Raw genomic sequence first — 16645 nt, forward strand, 5'->3', positions numbered from 1 at the left:
TGATTATTAAAAACATACCATTTCTTCGTGCAAAAAAACAAAAAAATCTTTTAAAAAAGTGTTGTTTTATTAAAAATACATATTATATTTGCACCCCGTTACGGAAACGTAATAATTACTAAAAATAATGACCTGGTAGCTCAGCTGGTAGAGCATTTCACTTTTAATGAAAGGGTCCTGGGTTCGAATCCCAGCCCGGTCACTATTTAAAACCTTGCTAATCTGCAAAAAATTAGCAAGGTTTATTATTTTAATGTTACAGAAATTTTATTTGAAAACATTATTTTATTTTAAGTAATTAACCTTATATTTGCAACCCGTAAAAAAGGAAGCAATAACGACCTGGTAGCTCAGCTGGTAGAGCATTTCACTTTTAATGAAAGGGTCCTGGGTTCGAATCCCAGCCCGGTCACAAAAAAAGTTAAGCGTATCGCTTAACTTTTTTAATTTAAAATAAAATCTTTTTATTGCGCACGTGGCGGAATTGGTAGACGCGCCAGCTTGAGGGGCTGGTATTCGCTTAGAATGTGGAAGTTCGAGTCTTCTCGTGCGCACTTTTTTTAAGTATACTATATCACTAATTTACCTTTATCTTATAATTAGTATAAACATTATTCAATTAAAGTATACCCTAATTACTGTACTTATAAAGCTTATTTTCCATTAAGCTTTAATTCTTTCTAAAACTTACAAAGTCTATTAATTTAAAATAGTTACTTTTTTAATTAAATATAACAAACACTTAAGCGACTAATTAAACCGAATATTGTAAAATTAAACACATATTAACAATCAAATTAATAACTAAAAATAAAATTTGAAAAATAGTTAGCAATAACTGAAGCATTTTATTTGGATATTTGTATTTTTGTTTAATTAAATTAAAAAATCCATGAACAATATTAAAGTTGATTTTAGTATTAAAGACTTAGAACACCTTACTGGAATAAAAGCGCATACCATACGAATTTGGGAAAAACGCTATAATTTACTAAGTCCTAATAGAACAGATACTAATATAAGAACCTATAATATTGAAAGTTTTCAAAAACTATTAAACATATCTTATCTAAACAATAATGGATATAAAATTTCAAAAATAGCCAGTCTGAAAGAAGAAGAAATTCCTATAAAGGTTAGAGAAATAGCATCACAAAACAAAGTTGAAAATCATGCTATTAATGCCTTTAAAATGTCTATGATTAATTTTGATCAGGCCCTATTTTATAACACATACAACTCGCTTACCGAAAGCAAAACATTTAGCGAAATATTCTACACGGTTTTTATACCTTTATTAGAGGACATTGGTTTATTATGGCAGACCGATACCATTACACCTGCTCACGAACATTTTTTATCTGTTCATATTAAGCAGAAAATTCTTCTTAATATAGAAAAAATTCAACTTTTAGACCCCAAACCAAATACAAAAACCTTTGTTCTATTTTTACCGGATAGCGAAATTCATGATATAGGTTTGCTTTTTGTTAATTACCAATTAAGAAGTAAAGGATATCATACTATCTTTCTTGGTGAAAGTGTACCTATGAAAAGCTTGGTCGATTTACATAAGTTTTTTGACGAAATCACATTTTTATCTTATTTTACGATATATCCTGATGAAAATAATATAGATTCGTATTTAGAAGAATTTTATACACTCCTCTTAAAAGAAAAAAATAGTAAATTGCTCTTGTTAGGTTATAGAATTTCAAGTTTAAAACCCGAAAATCTTCCAAAAAACATTAGCATTTTTACCTCCATAGAAAATTTAGTTAAAGAAATATAAATTGCTTTTATTTTGTTTAACTTTTATATATATTTGTTAAACAATATGAAAAAAGAAATAATAATTATCGGTTCAGGTTTTTCGTCTCTAGCAGCATCCTGCTATTTGGCGAAAGCAGGTTATAATGTAACTTTATTAGAAAAAAACAACACTATTGGAGGCAGAGCTCGACAATTAGTTAAAGACGGTTTTACTTTCGATATAGGTCCAACTTGGTATTGGATGCCCGATGTATTTGAACGCTTCTTCAATGATTTTGATAAAAAACCTTCAGATTACTATAGTCTTGAAAAACTGAATCCCGCATACAGTGTTTATTTTGGAAAAAACGACTACATTACCATTGAAGATACATTAGCGAAAATTTCTGAAGCATTTGAAAAAGAAGAACCTGGAAGTTCAAAAAAACTAAACACCTTTATTGAAAAAGCTAAAAGCAACTACGATATAGCAATTAAAGATTTGGTTTATAACCCTGGCGTATCGCCTCTAGAATTGGTTACTATTGCTACTATAAAAAAATTAGACCAATTCTTTAGTAACATAAAAAGAGATGTTAGAAAAGAATTTAAAAATGAAAGGTTAGTAAAAATTCTTGAATTTCCTGTTTTATTTTTAGGAGCAAAACCAAGCGATACACCTTCGTTTTATAGTTTTATGAATTATGCAGATTTTGGCCTTGGGACGTTTCATCCAAAAAAAGGCATGTATCAAGTTATCCTAGCGCTTGAAAATCTGGCAAAATCTCTTGGTGTTATTATAAAAACAAATGCTCCCATAGAAAAAATTATCATTGAAAACAACGAAGTAAAAGGTGTTATTTCAAATGGAAAAACAATAAATACCAACATTGTTGTTAGTGGAGCCGATTACCATCATACCGAAACGTTATTAGATAAAACATACAGACAATATAGTGAGTCTTACTGGAGTAAAAAGACTTTTGCACCGTCATCACTACTATTTTATGTAGGTTTCGATAAAAAGATTCAAAATGTAAATCATCACACATTATTTTTTGATGTAGATTTTGATGTACATGCAGAAGCCATATACGATACTCCAAAATGGCCCGAAGAACCACTTTTTTACGCAAGTTTTCCTAGTATAACGGATGCTAACAGCGCCCCAGAAGGTAAAGAAGCTGGCATATTTTTAATACCCTTAGCGCCAGGATTAGAAGATACAGAAGCGTTAAGAGAAGCCTATTTTGAAAAAATTATGACACGTTTTGAGGCCTTAACTAGTCAAAATATTAAAAAACATGTTATATTTAAAGAGAGTTTTTGTATCAATGATTTTATAAAAGATTATAATTCTTACAAAGGAAACGCTTACGGAATGGCTAATACAATTACCCAAACCGCATTTTTAAGACCCAAATTAAAAAGTAAAAAAGTTAAAGGTTTATTTTTTACAGGTCAATTAACAGTTCCTGGTCCCGGTGTACCACCATCATTAATTTCAGGAAAGTTAGTAGCAGATTTAGTAACCAAACACCATTCTTTATGAAAGCATTATTTGATACCGTTTCATACAATTGCAGCAAATTAGTAACAAAATCTTATAGCACTTCATTTTCGCTTGCTACTAAAATGCTATACAAATCTATAAGACCCGATATTTACAACATTTACGGATTTGTTAGATTTGCTGATGAGATTGTAGATTCGTTTCATGATTTTAATAAAGAAGAACTACTTAACAAATTTGAAGCCGATTTAGAGCATGCTCTCGAACATAGGGTAAGTTTAAACCCTATTTTAAATGCCTTCCAGTACACATACCATAAGAATAAAATAGAGAAAAGCATGGTCGATGCTTTTATGAAAAGTATGCGACTTGATTTACATAAAACTCAATACCTAACAAACGAAGAGTACAAAGAATACATTTACGGTTCTGCAGATGTTGTAGGACTTATGTGTTTAAAGGTTTTTGTGAATGGTGATAACGAAAAATTTGAAGCTTTAAAAGATACAGCCATGGCACTTGGTTCTGCTTTTCAAAAAGTTAACTTTTTAAGAGATTTAAAAGATGATTACGAAGGTTTAAACAGAACATATTTCCCGAATACCGATTTAAATAACCTTGATGAACAATCGAAACTAGATATTATTCAAGATATTGAAAAAGATTTTGAAAAAGGCTTAACAGGAATTAAAAAATTACCAATTGAGGCTAAATTTGGTGTTTTTATGGCTTACAGATATTATCATCAATTGCTTAAAAAACTTAAAAAAACACCTGCTTTTAATATTAAAAACACCAGAATACGCGTTTCAAATCCTAAAAAAATAGAATTATTAATGCGTAGTTATGTAAAATATCAATTAAAATTAATGTAAATTTATAGTATGCAAACACTATTATGGATAATCATTTTTTTAGCAACGTATTGTATCATGGAATTTATGGCGTGGTTTACGCATAAATACATTATGCATGGCTTTTTATGGAGTTTACACAAAGACCATCACAAGAAAGATCACGATAGTTGGTTCGAAAGAAACGATGCTTTTTTTATATTTTATGCTATTGTTAGCATAGGTTGTTTTTTACTTTGGAAATACGACATATTTTGGGCTGGTTTACCCATTGGCGTTGGTATTTTTGCTTATGGATTATCATACTTTTTGGTACACGATATATTTATTCATCAACGTTTTAAATTATTTAGAAATGCCAATAACTGGTATGCTAAAGGTGTAAGACGTGCTCACAAAATGCACCACAAACATATTGGAAAAGAAGATGGCGAATGCTTTGGTATGTTGTTTGTTCCTTTTAAATACTTCAAGAAATAATTTTCTATTAATTACATGATATCTAACACCCATTTCGATTATATCATTATTGGAAATGGATTAGCAGGGCTTCAGTTGGCATTAAAAATGAGTGCTGATGTTTATTTTAAAGATAAACGCATCGCTTTAATAGATGGTTCTAACAAAAACACAAACGATAAAACCTGGAGTTTTTGGGAAGAAAACTCATCTCAATGGGATGCCATTACAACTAAAAGTTGGAATATTGCCAACATTTACACTTCCAAAAAACATATTTCATTAGCACTTTGCCCCTATAAATATAAATCTATACGTTCTATAGATTTATATAATTATGCGAAATTCGAGCTTCAAAAACATTCTAATTTTTCATTTATAATTGATTTTGTATGTACTACCACAGAAACAGAAGATAAAAAGGTATTAGTAGAAACTTCCTCTAATAAATTCACTGCCTCACATGTTTTTGATAGTAGAATTCCAGAAGATTTTTTTCAAAAAAATAAAAATTACACACACATAATTCAACACTTTAAAGGCTATGTAATTAAAACAGAAGAAGCCTATTTTAATGACGACACCTTCACGATGATGGATTATCGATTGAAAGATGGTGAACAAACCACATTTACCTATGTACTGCCTTTTTCAAAAACAGAAGCTTTAATAGAATTTACCTATTTTACAGAAAATTTAGTTAATGAAGCCGTTTATGATGCATTCATTGAAAAATACATAAAAAACTATCTTAAAATTGACTCGTATTTAATTATGGAAACAGAAATAGGTCAAATTCCTATGACTAATTTCCCATTTGCAAGGTTCAATACAAAAAATATAACGAAAATAGGCACTGGTGGTGGATGGGTAAAGGGGTCTACGGGTTATTCTTTTAAACATACCGAAAAAAAAATATCTAAAATCATCGAAAATATTAAAGCTAACAACATACCAAGCGCTCACTTATTTAAGAAAAGGTATCGTTTTTATGACAAAATATTTTTAAAGGTTTTAAAAGATAACAACCACAAAGGCGAATGGATTTTTGAGCAATTTTACAACAAAAATTCTCCTCAAAATATGTTTAAATTTCTTGATGAAGAATCTACTTTTTTTGATGAATTAAAAATTATGTATTCATTATTCTCTTTGCCTTTTATTAAAGCATTTTTCAAGACCCTTTTCAAATAATAAAGGCATTATTTATTTAAAATAATGCCTTCATCCTAAAAAATACAAACTTTAGATTATCTTGATACGCTACCTGTTGGTAAAGACCCTAAGTTTCTGCCAAAATCATATGTTGTTGGTGCAGTTTCTTGACCAGCAGTTCCAACCAAAGGTTTCATTGCAAATGGTGCTGGTGAATCATCAGGCACAGGTTCTACTGAAATTACGACTGTTCTACCTCTAACATCTAAAGGAAATGTTTCGCCCGCTGGTGCATTCAAGAAGAAATCTTCTCCTGGTACCGGAGGTCCAGATTGTAATGTTTGACTAAAACCATCAAAACTATCCATACTATTAAAAGCATTAAAAGTACCCGTTGTTATTGGTCCTTGACTACCAACTACCCAGCCTTCATACGCCCAACCTTCAGGAAGAGTTGGCAAAACAAAATCAGGTGTTGGAGGATCTACTGGTAAACCAAACCAAACCCCATATTGGTCATTTCCATTATTTGGACCTGTTTCATCGGTTGGTGTTCTTAAAAAGAATGAACCAGATGCATTACTAAAATCTCCAACAATAGATGTATTCAAACTTGCTGTATTACCAGAAAAATCTCCTACTAAAAGTTTCGTATCTGCTGGCGCAGGATCTGGATCGATAGCTGGCTCTATAGAAAGCACAAATGTTGTAGCATTTTCTAATTGATTTGAATTAACTTGAAACGATTGTGGAAACGTTACAGATGAAAAAGTACCTGTTGATACTGGTGAACCATTCACAATAATCCATCCTTCATAAACATAATCACTTCCCAAAGCTTCTAAACCATTTAAGTTTAGTGTTAAACTTGCAGTTTTTGGTTGATTATCGTCATCATTATCACAAGAAACCACTAAAATTCCTAAGGATAACATAGCAAAAAACATTTTTTTAATCATGATATTTATTTTTTTTTGAGTTTATTAAGTCAAAATTACTTTATCATCATTATATAAAATGTTAGCTAGCTAACACACAATCATTTTTTTCGAATTTTAATTTCTTTTCTACTAAATTCTAGCTTATTTTCACATTGTAACTCGTTTAAAAGAATGTTTAGAGTCGGTCTTGAAGTACCAATTAAAGAAGCTATATCTTTTTGTGTATAAGGGTGTTGAATTATCTTGTCGCCAGTTTTTTCGCAGTTATAACCATAATCTAAATATAACTCATCTAAAAACTCAAGAAGACGCGTTTTTGTATCCTTGAATAGTAATAATTGCAAACGCCTTTCTAATTTTTTAAATTTAAACCCTATAATTTTATAAATTTTAAGGCTAAATGTTTGACTTTCTCTCATTAAACTGTGCATAGTATCAACTCCTATTGGGCATATACTTGTTTTATCGTCTAATGATTGTGCAAATTCTTGTCTATTGAAATTTCCAAGTATTGCAGTTTCTCCGAAGAGTTCGCCTTTGGATAAAATAGCTTTTACTACTTCTTCACCACTTTCACTAAAGTAACCAATTTTTACTTTTCCTTTTTCTATTAAATAGACTTTATTGGCTGTATCTTCCTCAAAATAAATATAATCTTTCTTTTTGTAAGCATTAAAGTCATGATTTGACTTGTAAGATTTAAATTTATGAGGACAAAGTATTTTAAATAAGTCTACATCATCAAAAAACCAAATTGACTTCATTTTAAACTAGTTGTTGTTAGTATAAATTATGTCGAAAATTAGTATTTAACTTTCAAAAAAGTGATTAAAAAAGACGTTAAATAGAAATTTTATTTACTAGTTAAAAACTTATTATTTTTTAGTTAAAAACTTAATTAATTACATCTGTATTTAAATCTTTTAATAAGTCGTGCTTTTGTAATAAGTTATACCATTGTATTACCTTTTTTATATCACTGGCATATACACGATCTTCGTCGTAATTTGGTAAAATCTCGAAAAAATACTCTTCTAATTTATCTTTGCTATCTTTTGGCATTACAGATGTTTGTTCACCATTTTCTTTCTTTTTAATATTTTCAAAAACTTGTCTTAATGGCACTTCTTCATCTAAGGTATAGATGGCTATTTCACTTAAAATACTAACGTTTTGTTGCACATTAACCGATATTCTTTTATTGTCACTTAAAGAATCGGCAACAAAACCGCCGCGTGTTTGTGCTACTAATTTGTACAATCCTGGTTTACCAGAAATAGATATTATTTTTTCTAAACTCATAAATTATTTTTTGAAAGTGGCAAATATCAATTGTTTAATAATGCCCTGCAAATTTTATCGTTTCTTTTTTTGATCGGGAAATCGCATTCTATAATCTACACTTATTTTCCCTTTGGATATGTTACCTAATCGTCCCTTTAATAGTCTTTTCTTTAAACTCGAAAGCTTATCTGTAAATAAAACACCTTCAATGTGATCGTATTCATGTTGAATAACTCTAGCTATCAACCCATCAAAAACTTCGGTATGCGCTTCAAAATTTTCATCAACATATTCTATAGTTACAATAGGTTGTCTGTAAACATCTTCTCTAACATCTGGTATGCTTAAACAGCCTTCATTAAATGCCCAATCCTCGCCTTCTTCTTTTATAATTTTAGCATTTATAAAAACGCGTTTAAAACCTTTTAATAATTTTTGTTCTTCATCTGTTAATTCATCATCCTCAGAAAAAGGGGTTGTATCTATTACAAACAATCTAATAGGTAAACCTATTTGAGGTGCTGCTAAACCTACTCCGAAAGCATTATACATGGTATCGAACATATTTGCTAATAAATCATCTAAATTGGGATAATCTTTAGAAATATCGGTTGCTTTCTTTTTTAAAACGGGATCACCGTAGGCTACTATAGGTAAAATCATCTTTATTTATTTTTCGGCACAAAAATACAATTCTAATTCCTTCTTTTGTAATATTCCTAAAATAAAAAAACTCCTTAAAATAAGGAGTTTTTTAGATTGTAAAAATTTACTTTCTTATTTCATTATTACCACTTTACGTGTTACAGAATTTCTGTCGGTTGAAATGTGTAACATGTAAATACCGTTTTGTAAACCAGAAGTGCTAATCTCTTTTTTGTCTTAATTGTTTATAACATCCTTGAAAACAACTTTTCCAGTGATGCTGTATAAACTTAAATTTCCAGATAATGCTTTACCAAATGATAATTTAATGTTTTGGTTAGAAGCTAATGGATTTGGATATACTTTTAATTTATCGTTAGATAAATCAAACGTTTCAATTGGTAAAGTTCCATTAGTGAAAGTACAAGGTGTAGCAAAACCACTTGTTACAGTAAAATCCTGTCCTGTTAAAGCAGGTCCTGTAACACGATCATAAGACGTTAATGTTTCAGTACATTCTACCATTACAAATTCTGTTGTTCCTACAAAAATAGTCGTAGGTCTGCTTGAACAAAATGAAGTACCTGGAGAATAGCCAAAAACCAATTTAGTACCTCCAGCTAAAGTTGAGCCAGATTCGGGACACGCCTGTGCCATAGCGTTTGTAAAATTAAAAATGGCAATAAAAATTAAAATGTAAAATTGTTTCATAAGTAGATGTTTAGATTATACAAAACAAATTTATGAATAGAATTTGAATATTACACTTTTTTCTTACTCTATTTCGTATTTAAATAGCTCTGTAATATTAAAGTTGCACTAATTTCATCAATTAAAGCTTTATTTCTACGCTGATTCTTTTTTAACCCGCTGTCTATCATTGTTTGAAATGCCATTTTTGAGGTAAATCGCTCGTCTACTCTTTTAACAGGAATCTCTGGAAATTCTTTAATTAATCTATCTAAAAAGGGTTTTATTAAAATTTCACTCTCGGAGGCTGTATTATCCATTTGTTTAGGTTCTCCAACAACAAATAATTCAACACGTTCTTTAGCTACATAATCTTTTAAAAAAGCTAATAAATCTTTTGTATTAACTGTTGTTAAGCCTGAAGCAATAATTTGAAGCTCATCGGTTATTGCTATACCGGTGCGCTTCATACCGTAATCTATTGCCAGAATTCGTGCCATATTATTATTTTATTACAAAAGTATATATTAAAATCAAAAAGGCAGTCATTATTTTGACTGCCTTTTTGTTACTGATTTTAGAATTATTATGGTTTTTTTAAATGGATTTAATTTTTATTAAGCTTTTTTAGCTTTGTTTATTTTTGGGAATAACACATTTAAATTATCTACGTTTCTTAATCTATTAAAATAAAGTCTAATATCGCTTGTTCCACGAGCAACAGTTTCTTTAAGTTGTACTGCATCGATTAATTGAATCTCGTTATTAGATTCTTCTGTAGATAAGTTAACTTGAGATTGAACTTTAGTTTCTTTTACATCATTTGAAACATTCTCAACTACATCAAGTTTGTTATTAACTTCAACTTTAGTAATGCTTTGCGCATTTCCTAAAGAGCATGTTAATAATAAAATTAATAATATGTAAAAAGTTGTTTTCATTTGATTTGTTACGTTATCTGTGTCAAATATATAACCACATTAAAGCTCGTACACAAAAAATTAGTTGTAAAACGCTGAATATTCGTTGATTAGTGGAGTCGTGAATTTTTATCGACAAACAGATTAAACGCTATATTTTATCGACAAACAACAAGTAAAATGTATTTAATCGATGGTTTATTTTAGTTCACAGGAAATAATTTTTGAATTTCATAGAAAATTGCAACGATAAACGGTAAAAAAATATGCTTACAAAAAGTCATATAATCAGATTCATTCTGTTTTTTTAATGTTTACCTATTATATTTGTGCAAAATTTTAATTAAAATGACTGAATTAAGACAAACCATTGAGCAAGCTTGGGAAAATAGAGAGCTTTTAAAAGAAGAAAAAACAATCGCTGCCATTAGAAAAGTAGTAGATTTATTAGATAAAGGCGAATTACGTGTTGCAGAACCAACCGAAACTGGCTGGCAGGTAAACGAATGGGTTAAAAAAGGCGTTGTTTTATATTTTCCAATTCAAAAAATGGAAACTATTGAATGTGGTCCATTAGAATTTCATGATAAAATTCCATTAAAAACAGGTTATGCCGAAAAAGGTATTCGTGTGGTGCCTCATGCTGTTGCAAGACATGGTGCTTATATATCGGCAGGTACTATTTTAATGCCAAGTTATGTAAATATTGGAGCTTATGTAGACGAAGGCACCATGGTTGATACTTGGGCTACGGTAGGAAGTTGTGCTCAAATAGGTAAAAATGTACATTTATCTGGTGGTGTTGGTATTGGTGGTGTTTTAGAACCATTACAGGCTTCACCAGTAATTATTGAAGATAACGTTTTTGTTGGTTCTCGTTGTATTGTTGTTGAAGGTGTACATGTAGAAACAGAAGCTGTTCTTGGAGCAAACGTTGTTTTAACTATGAGTACAAAAATAATTGATGTTACAGGAGATACTCCAATTGAAATGAAAGGTCGTGTACCTGCGCGTTCTGTTGTTATTCCAGGAAGTTATACCAAAAAATTTGCTGCGGGCGAATATCAAGTACCATGTGCTTTAATTATTGGTAAGCGTAAAGAAAGTACCGATAAGAAAACATCGCTAAACAATGCACTTCGTGAGAACGATGTGGCTGTTTAAAACATAAAAGTTTTGAGTCGTCCTAAAATAGATTGACAGATTTTGAATAAAATTAAATTAAACCAGAACAGTTAACTGTTCTGGTTTTTTGTTGTGTTTAAAATTAGGTGTTTTCATATTAAGACTCAAATGAGGTCTTTTGTTATTATATGTTTTTATTGATTCTGTTATTAATTGTTTAAGGTCTTTACCATTATTACACTCATAGATTAAGAATTCTTGTTTTAAGATACCATTTATGCGTTCAGCTAGCGAATTTGATAGCAATCATAACCATCAGTCATAGATGGCATTACATTGTTTTTGATTAATGCGTTTTGATAAATAGCAGCACAATATTGCAACCCACGATATGAGTGATGAATTTGTTTTAGATTACTTGTTCTATTTTTGATAGTCATTTTTAAAGGCATTAACCACATTGTCTGCACTCATGTCATTACTAAGTTTATAGCCTACTATTTTTCTACTATAAGCGTCAGTTACAAGCGAGAGATAGTGTGTTTTTTCTCTACTCTTTACATAAGTGATATCACTTACAAAAACTTGTTCTGGTCGTCTAATTACTATATCTTTTAATAGGTTTGGATGTTTTCTAAGCCAATGTTTTAAATTGGTGTTTTAGTAAAGTTCTTCTTTGGTTATATTAATATAGGTAAATAAATAAGGCATCACTCCCTATTTTTATTTGTAATCTATCAAAGTCCTGTTTTAAAAGGTAATAAAGCTTTCTTGTACCTAGTTTTGGCATTTCTCTTCGAATAGCTAAGACTAATGGTTTTATTTGCGATAAAACTTTTGCGCGTGCTTCTTTAAGTTTGATACTTTGATAAACAGCTTACCTACTTATGCCTAACAATCTACAAGAGCTTGAGAGTGCTAACTCATTGTCTTGTCGGATGATTTGGATTTTTGGAATAAAAGCTTTTTTCTAATGAAGCACCAAACTGCTTATCTGATACATCTATTATCGTATTTAAGAGTAGATTTCTTAACTTTTCGTCTTCTAGTTCGCGTTCTAAAAGTTTTATTTTCTGAGCTGGTGTTTCTTTAGATTTTGGCATTCTATGCAAATTGGTATTACTCCAATCCAATGTAACATATTTTCTAAGACATACCAAAACAGTACTTCTGCCTTGTAAACCATAGGCTTACTGAATCTGTTTATAAGTGTAATTGCCTTTTTCTACTTCGGTTACTAAAGCTAATTAAAGCCTAAATTCTAATGACGCTGGGTACGCTTAAATATTTTGTTTTCTTTATTTTTCAAAATAAATCGATTTTGTGTCAACTTATTTCAGGATGGGACAGAGTAAATAAAAAAAACGTTAATTACTAATTAACGCTTTTTTTATTTTTTTGTAACTTTAGAAGTTTAGCATACTTAGTATATGAAAAAAAGGCTTGTATTAAAGCAATTGTTATACCATCTAATCCATTAAAGATACCACGCTTTAAAAAATAACATCTAATAAAAGCTACACTTCCATTTAATATTGGCTTAAAACTATTAATTCTTTTACCTTGACTATACAATTGGTTAGCATGCCAGGTTGAATACTGGTTTTTCTTGGCTATAATCTGTTCAATCGAATCCCATCCATAATGAAGTATATGGACGTTTACCTTTTTCTCTTTAGTTGTAATAATTCTTTGATGAACCTTAGAACTCGAGGGTGTCGCAGTTTTTTTATTAAAAAAACGTACTTTGTGGTCTGGATACCATCCAGAGAAATCAATTAACTCATTGCCTAAGTAATTTTTAACCCGAAATGAAAAAGCATCAAAATCACCTATTAAATATTTGCCTTCAAGAATAAATTTTTCTGCGTCTGTATCCAAAAACTCATCTGCATCAAGATTTAAAATCCAATCATTATTACAAAATTGTAGACCATAAGTTCTTTGTGGGCCATCACCTAAAAAAGCTTGACTAAAAACTTTAGCCCCTTTATTTTTTGCAATATTTACAGTATTGTCTTTACTAAGGGAGTCAATTATAACAACTTCATCACAAACTTTAAACAAAGCATCAATACATTTTCCAATATTCTTTTCTTCATTAAACGTTATTACAAGTCCACTAATATTCATTACTTTATTTTAAAAGATTTAAAGTATTTTTGTATTTCTCAAAATTAACGCTAAAAAAAGTATGATTCCAAAAAAAATTCATTTCTGTTGGTATGGAAGAGGTAAATACAATAATACTATTGAAAAATGTATTGCATCTTGGGAAAAAAAATTACCAGAATACGAAATTAAAAAATGGGATGAAACTAACACCCCTTTTGATAAACTTCCATTTTTAAAATTACTATACAAACAAAAAAAATGGTCCTTTATAACAGATTATATAAGATTATATTCAATTTATTCTGAAGGAGGGATTTACTTAGATACCGATGTAGAAATATTAAAACCATTTGGAAAATTACTTGAAGAATCGGCTTTTTTAGGTTTTCAAACTAACTCAATAAAAAGTAAATACCCTTTAAATTCTGCTGTAATTGGTTCTGTTAAGCAAAATCCATTTATTTTAGATTGTATAAAAGCCACCGAAACAAAGCAGCGTTTAAATTTCAATGCCATGGGTGGCCCACCAATAGTTAGTCAAATAATAAAAAGCTATGGCCTAAAAAATAATAATTTACAACATCTAAATAAAGTACTTTTATTACCATTTAATTACTTTTATCCTTTTTCTTGGGAAGATACATTCACCCCAGAATGTATTACAGAAAATACTATTTGTATACATTGGTGGGAAGATTCGTGGCAAAATAAAAAAAGAGGAATTCCGTATTACTTAGAAAGTACCAAAAGAAAATTAGAAAAAACACCTCTAATAATAGCTAACAGATTAAAGTACACCTTTAATAAAGATGAATTTTATCTTATTGATAAACTCATAAAATAAAAACGATATCAATCGTTTATTATAAATAGAAACCAATCAAAATACATCCAAAAATAATTGAATAATCCTTCTAAAATTTCAGTTCTTTTAATAACTTACAATGAAATTAACCATATTGCAGAGGTTATAAAAAACGTAGATTTTGCTGATGAAATAATTGTAGTTGATTCTTTTAGTACAGATGGTACGCTAGAAAAGCTAGCAAAATTTAAACATGTAAAAACAATTTGTAGAGCGTTTACAAATTTTACAGAACAACGAAATTTTGCTATAAAACAAGCTAATTTTAACTGGATTTTATTCATTGATGCTGATGAACGCATTCCTTTAGAACTTAAAAATGAAATCTTTGAAGTTATAAATTCCAACAAAAACGTGGCTGCATACATGTTTAAACGCCTTTACTTTTTTAAGAAGAAACGTATTAGATTTAGTGGTTTTCAAACAGATACAACTTACCGGTTGTTTAAAAATGGTAAGGTTAAGTATATTGAAAATAAATTAGTTCATGAAATGCCTGAAATTAATGGAGAAAGTGCTATTCTGAAAAACACCATGCTTCATTATTGTTTTGACAGTACTGCACATTACAAATCAAAAATGGAACATTATGCCAAGTTAAAAGCATTAGAACTACATAAAAAAGGAAAGAAAACAAGTGTTTTTCAATTACTTTTTAGACCTTTTTATAAATTTGTAGTAAACTATTTTTTTAGACTTGGTATATTGGATGGAAAAGAAGGATTTCAAATTTGTTATTTAAGTGCCTATGGTGTTTATTTCCGCTACAAAGAGCTAGAAAGACTGAATAACATTTAAAACTTCCAAAACTTTAATTTCTTTTTTAATTGTATTTTTCGATGAAATTGTTCTTGAAAAGCTTGTGTTTCTTTCCACATTAAATTAAAAATTTTATCATAATCTTCTCCAGAACATTTTGCATATTCATCACTCATGACTTGTACCATAGATTTATGAATGGTTAATCTTGCAAAGTTTTTAACTCTTTTCTCAAAATCCATTGTTTCAAAGTGCATCCTATTTAAATCTACCAAATAAAACTCATATACTTCTCCATTTTTTTTAATAAGGGTGTTTCCTGGTGAATGGTCTAAAAATTGAATACCTTTTTCATGTAACGAATATGTAAAACGTGTAAAAGCTCTTAAAATAAATTCATGATTTGGATAATTCAAATCATTTATAAGTTCTCTATAAGTTAAATCACAATCAAGCTGTTCACTTACATAAAAACTATTTTTAAAGAGCAAAAAATTTGAAAACTCAAAATAAGCTAGAGGTTTTGGAGTGCCAACCCCAAACTCTATCAATTTTTTAGCATATTCAAAAGATCGCTGCGCTTTACTTTTTCTAAAAAAATTATAAACTATCTGATTAATCAAATTAGGAATTTTAAATGCCTTAATATTAATTTTTTTAGAATCAACTTCAATAATTTTGATAATATTACGCTCACCTACTCCGCCTTGATAGCTATCAAAATTATTAATTACTTGTGTTAATTTATCTTTGTTCTCGATTTGGTCATTAAAGACTTTGGTTTCTTTCATCCTGAAATCAAAATATATTATGTTTTAACTTGTTATTTGTTTCAATAGAAAGCAACAAATATTATAGATCTTTTTCTTTCGATAAATTAATTAACTAACCACTTATTTAAATCATAATAAAGGTAGGTTAACTCATATAATTTTTTTCCATTTGGAACACATGCCCTTTTCTTGTCACATTCTAATATTTTAATGTGGTTACATTTTTTTAATTCATCATAATCATTAATTGAAAACGAAATTTTATTTTTAAAAGGTAATTTATGAAACTCTATTAAATCCGATTTGGAAATTAATTCCCTATCACATATTTTTAAAAAAAAATTATCAATATTGTTTACTTCCAACATCCTTTTAGTCCTTCTTTCCCATTTCTCTCTAGCTTCATCTTCATTCTTATAATGTTCGAAATGAATTTCAATATCCTTTAATAATCCAATTGGATAAGATTTACCAGTAGATGGGTATTTTGATTCAGATATAAAAGTCAAAGTTTGCCCCATATAATACTCAAAATTTCTAAGCATTTTTAAATAACAAGAACTATAAATAAAAAGACCTACAAAGGGTGTATTATATGGTCTTTTATACCATTGATAGACACTTCCACCCCAACAATTGTTTGATATTATTAGAAATTCTTTATCTTTAAGAATCTCAATATCTTTAGCTCTGAAATGTTCATTAAATTGTTTTCTAAACTTTCTACTTATCAAAACATACAATTTTCTAAACATCTTCATTTTAACTTAAAATTAATTAGATTGTAAAATTACA

Annotated in this window: 20 protein-coding genes, 3 tRNA genes and 1 pseudogene; 11 read left to right on the plus strand and 13 right to left on the minus strand. The window is 29.3% G+C overall.

What is annotated here, in order from left to right:
• The first annotated feature begins 129 nt into the window (after positions 1–129).
• The 8 genes from AW14_RS13745 (at position 130) to AW14_RS13780 (ending at position 5772) form a co-directional block, all read left to right on the plus strand.
• Positions 130–202 (plus strand) — tRNA-Lys (locus AW14_RS13745).
• A 137-nt stretch (positions 203–339) separates the two neighbouring features.
• Positions 340–412: transfer RNA gene (locus AW14_RS13750), tRNA-Lys, on the plus strand.
• Between the two features lie 57 nt (positions 413–469).
• A tRNA-Leu gene (locus tag AW14_RS13755) sits at positions 470–554 on the plus strand.
• A 338-nt stretch (positions 555–892) separates the two neighbouring features.
• Complete coding sequence (locus AW14_RS13760; protein WP_044639324.1) at positions 893–1792, plus strand: MerR family transcriptional regulator; 900 nt, start codon at positions 893–895, stop codon at positions 1790–1792.
• Positions 1793–1837: 45 nt separating this feature from the next.
• Positions 1838–3304 carry a phytoene desaturase family protein gene (locus AW14_RS13765; protein WP_044639325.1) on the plus strand — a complete coding sequence of 489 codons (1467 nt, stop codon included), beginning with the start codon at positions 1838–1840 and terminating at the stop codon, positions 3302–3304.
• Positions 3301–4140 (plus strand): phytoene/squalene synthase family protein, encoded by an 840-nt coding sequence (locus AW14_RS13770; RefSeq protein WP_044639326.1) that lies wholly within the window; start codon positions 3301–3303, stop codon positions 4138–4140. Before AW14_RS13765 ends, AW14_RS13770 begins: the two co-directional genes overlap by 4 nt.
• Before the next feature lie 9 nt (positions 4141–4149).
• Positions 4150–4599, plus strand: coding sequence for a sterol desaturase family protein (locus AW14_RS13775; RefSeq protein WP_044639327.1), 450 nt, complete (start codon positions 4150–4152; stop codon positions 4597–4599).
• 15 nt (positions 4600–4614) lie between these two features.
• A complete protein-coding gene (locus tag AW14_RS13780) occupies positions 4615–5772 on the plus strand; it encodes a lycopene cyclase family protein (protein ID WP_044639328.1) in 1158 nt (385 codons plus the stop codon).
• 56 nt (positions 5773–5828) lie between these two features.
• On the opposite strand, the gene AW14_RS13785 is transcribed toward AW14_RS13780, so the two are convergent.
• The 7 genes and pseudogenes from AW14_RS13785 to AW14_RS13815 all read right to left on the minus strand — a co-directional run bounded on the left by AW14_RS13785 (position 5829) and on the right by AW14_RS13815 (position 10234).
• Positions 5829–6692: an anti-sigma factor gene (locus AW14_RS13785; RefSeq protein WP_044639329.1), complete on the minus strand. Its 864-nt coding sequence runs from the start codon at positions 6690–6692 to the stop codon at positions 5829–5831.
• An 80-nt stretch (positions 6693–6772) separates the two neighbouring features.
• On the minus strand, positions 6773–7438 hold the full coding sequence (locus tag AW14_RS13790; RefSeq protein WP_044639330.1) for a Crp/Fnr family transcriptional regulator: 666 nt from the start codon (positions 7436–7438) through the stop codon (positions 6773–6775).
• Positions 7439–7568: 130 nt separating this feature from the next.
• Positions 7569–7976, minus strand: coding sequence for a DUF5606 family protein (locus AW14_RS13795; RefSeq protein ID WP_044639331.1), 408 nt, complete (start codon positions 7974–7976; stop codon positions 7569–7571).
• A gap of 54 nt (positions 7977–8030) precedes the next feature.
• Entirely contained in the window at positions 8031–8621 is a 591-nt protein-coding gene (gene def / locus AW14_RS13800) for a peptide deformylase (RefSeq protein ID WP_044639332.1), read from the minus strand.
• A 114-nt stretch (positions 8622–8735) separates the two neighbouring features.
• A pseudogene (locus AW14_RS15155) lies at positions 8736–9314 on the minus strand (T9SS type A sorting domain-containing protein).
• 68 nt (positions 9315–9382) lie between these two features.
• Positions 9383–9793 carry a Holliday junction resolvase RuvX gene (ruvX, locus tag AW14_RS13810; protein WP_044639334.1) on the minus strand — a complete coding sequence of 137 codons (411 nt, stop codon included), beginning with the start codon at positions 9791–9793 and terminating at the stop codon, positions 9383–9385.
• A 117-nt stretch (positions 9794–9910) separates the two neighbouring features.
• Entirely contained in the window at positions 9911–10234 is a 324-nt protein-coding gene (locus tag AW14_RS13815; protein ID WP_044639335.1) for a hypothetical protein, read from the minus strand.
• A 327-nt stretch (positions 10235–10561) separates the two neighbouring features.
• On the opposite strand from AW14_RS13815, the gene AW14_RS13820 reads away from it, so the two are divergent.
• A complete protein-coding gene (locus AW14_RS13820) occupies positions 10562–11377 on the plus strand; it encodes a 2,3,4,5-tetrahydropyridine-2,6-dicarboxylate N-succinyltransferase (RefSeq protein WP_044639336.1) in 816 nt (271 codons plus the stop codon).
• Between the two features lie 57 nt (positions 11378–11434).
• Here the strand turns inward: AW14_RS13820 and AW14_RS15330 are convergent, their stop codons facing one another.
• The 4 genes from AW14_RS15330 to AW14_RS13830 form a co-directional block, all read right to left on the minus strand.
• Complete coding sequence (locus tag AW14_RS15330; protein ID WP_394330357.1) at positions 11435–11644, minus strand: integrase core domain-containing protein; 210 nt, start codon at positions 11642–11644, stop codon at positions 11435–11437.
• A 117-nt stretch (positions 11645–11761) separates the two neighbouring features.
• On the minus strand, positions 11762–11947 hold the full coding sequence (locus tag AW14_RS15335; protein ID WP_394330383.1) for a DDE-type integrase/transposase/recombinase: 186 nt from the start codon (positions 11945–11947) through the stop codon (positions 11762–11764).
• Between the two features lie 314 nt (positions 11948–12261).
• The gene (locus AW14_RS15340; protein WP_394330358.1) at positions 12262–12471 is read right to left on the minus strand and encodes a hypothetical protein; all 210 of its coding nucleotides are present in this window, start codon (positions 12469–12471) and stop codon (positions 12262–12264) included.
• Positions 12472–12712: 241 nt separating this feature from the next.
• Complete coding sequence (locus tag AW14_RS13830; protein WP_044639337.1) at positions 12713–13471, minus strand: glycosyltransferase family 2 protein; 759 nt, start codon at positions 13469–13471, stop codon at positions 12713–12715.
• A gap of 61 nt (positions 13472–13532) precedes the next feature.
• Between AW14_RS13830 and AW14_RS13835 the strand changes: the two genes are divergently transcribed.
• Both AW14_RS13835 and AW14_RS13840 read left to right on the plus strand, forming a co-directional pair.
• Positions 13533–14297: a glycosyltransferase family 32 protein gene (locus tag AW14_RS13835; RefSeq protein WP_052647528.1), complete on the plus strand. Its 765-nt coding sequence runs from the start codon at positions 13533–13535 to the stop codon at positions 14295–14297.
• Between the two features lie 57 nt (positions 14298–14354).
• Positions 14355–15116, plus strand: a complete 762-nt coding sequence (locus AW14_RS13840; protein WP_044639338.1) for a glycosyltransferase family 2 protein — start codon at positions 14355–14357, stop codon at positions 15114–15116.
• On the opposite strand, the gene AW14_RS13845 is transcribed toward AW14_RS13840, so the two are convergent.
• Together AW14_RS13845 and AW14_RS13850 are read right to left on the minus strand one after the other, a co-directional pair.
• The gene (locus AW14_RS13845; RefSeq protein ID WP_044639339.1) at positions 15113–15868 is read right to left on the minus strand and encodes a lipopolysaccharide kinase InaA family protein; all 756 of its coding nucleotides are present in this window, start codon (positions 15866–15868) and stop codon (positions 15113–15115) included. The two genes, AW14_RS13840 and AW14_RS13845, sit on opposite strands and share 4 nt — an antisense overlap.
• A gap of 86 nt (positions 15869–15954) precedes the next feature.
• Entirely contained in the window at positions 15955–16611 is a 657-nt protein-coding gene (locus AW14_RS13850) for a DUF1919 domain-containing protein (protein ID WP_052647529.1), read from the minus strand.
• Positions 16612–16645: the final 34 nt, after the last annotated feature.

It is taken from the genome of Siansivirga zeaxanthinifaciens CC-SAMT-1, assembly GCF_000941055.1.
GTDB classification, from domain to species: Bacteria; Bacteroidota; Bacteroidia; order Flavobacteriales; family Flavobacteriaceae; genus Siansivirga; species Siansivirga zeaxanthinifaciens.

What these genes read in the sequence shown, in the direction of transcription:
- AW14_RS13760 (WP_044639324.1), top strand. Translation starts at nt 893, where the DNA reads ATGAACAATATTAAAGTTGATTTTAGTATTAAAGACTTAGAACACCTT.
- AW14_RS13765 (WP_044639325.1), top strand. Translation starts at nt 1,838, where the DNA reads ATGAAAAAAGAAATAATAATTATCGGTTCAGGTTTTTCGTCTCTAGCA.
- AW14_RS13770 (WP_044639326.1), top strand. Translation starts at nt 3,301, where the DNA reads ATGAAAGCATTATTTGATACCGTTTCATACAATTGCAGCAAATTAGTA.
- AW14_RS13775 (WP_044639327.1), top strand. Translation starts at nt 4,150, where the DNA reads ATGCAAACACTATTATGGATAATCATTTTTTTAGCAACGTATTGTATC.
- AW14_RS13780 (WP_044639328.1), top strand. Translation starts at nt 4,615, where the DNA reads ATGATATCTAACACCCATTTCGATTATATCATTATTGGAAATGGATTA.
- AW14_RS13785 (WP_044639329.1), bottom strand. Translation starts at nt 6,692, where the DNA reads ATGATTAAAAAAATGTTTTTTGCTATGTTATCCTTAGGAATTTTAGTG.
- AW14_RS13790 (WP_044639330.1), bottom strand. Translation starts at nt 7,438, where the DNA reads ATGAAGTCAATTTGGTTTTTTGATGATGTAGACTTATTTAAAATACTT.
- AW14_RS13795 (WP_044639331.1), bottom strand. Translation starts at nt 7,976, where the DNA reads ATGAGTTTAGAAAAAATAATATCTATTTCTGGTAAACCAGGATTGTAC.
- def (WP_044639332.1), bottom strand. Translation starts at nt 8,621, where the DNA reads ATGATTTTACCTATAGTAGCCTACGGTGATCCCGTTTTAAAAAAGAAA.
- ruvX (WP_044639334.1), bottom strand. Translation starts at nt 9,793, where the DNA reads ATGGCACGAATTCTGGCAATAGATTACGGTATGAAGCGCACCGGTATA.
- AW14_RS13815 (WP_044639335.1), bottom strand. Translation starts at nt 10,234, where the DNA reads ATGAAAACAACTTTTTACATATTATTAATTTTATTATTAACATGCTCT.
- AW14_RS13820 (WP_044639336.1), top strand. Translation starts at nt 10,562, where the DNA reads ATGACTGAATTAAGACAAACCATTGAGCAAGCTTGGGAAAATAGAGAG.
- AW14_RS13830 (WP_044639337.1), bottom strand. Translation starts at nt 13,471, where the DNA reads ATGAATATTAGTGGACTTGTAATAACGTTTAATGAAGAAAAGAATATT.
- AW14_RS13835 (WP_052647528.1), top strand. Translation starts at nt 13,533, where the DNA reads ATGATTCCAAAAAAAATTCATTTCTGTTGGTATGGAAGAGGTAAATAC.
- AW14_RS13845 (WP_044639339.1), bottom strand. Translation starts at nt 15,868, where the DNA reads ATGAAAGAAACCAAAGTCTTTAATGACCAAATCGAGAACAAAGATAAA.
- AW14_RS13850 (WP_052647529.1), bottom strand. Translation starts at nt 16,611, where the DNA reads ATGAAGATGTTTAGAAAATTGTATGTTTTGATAAGTAGAAAGTTTAGA.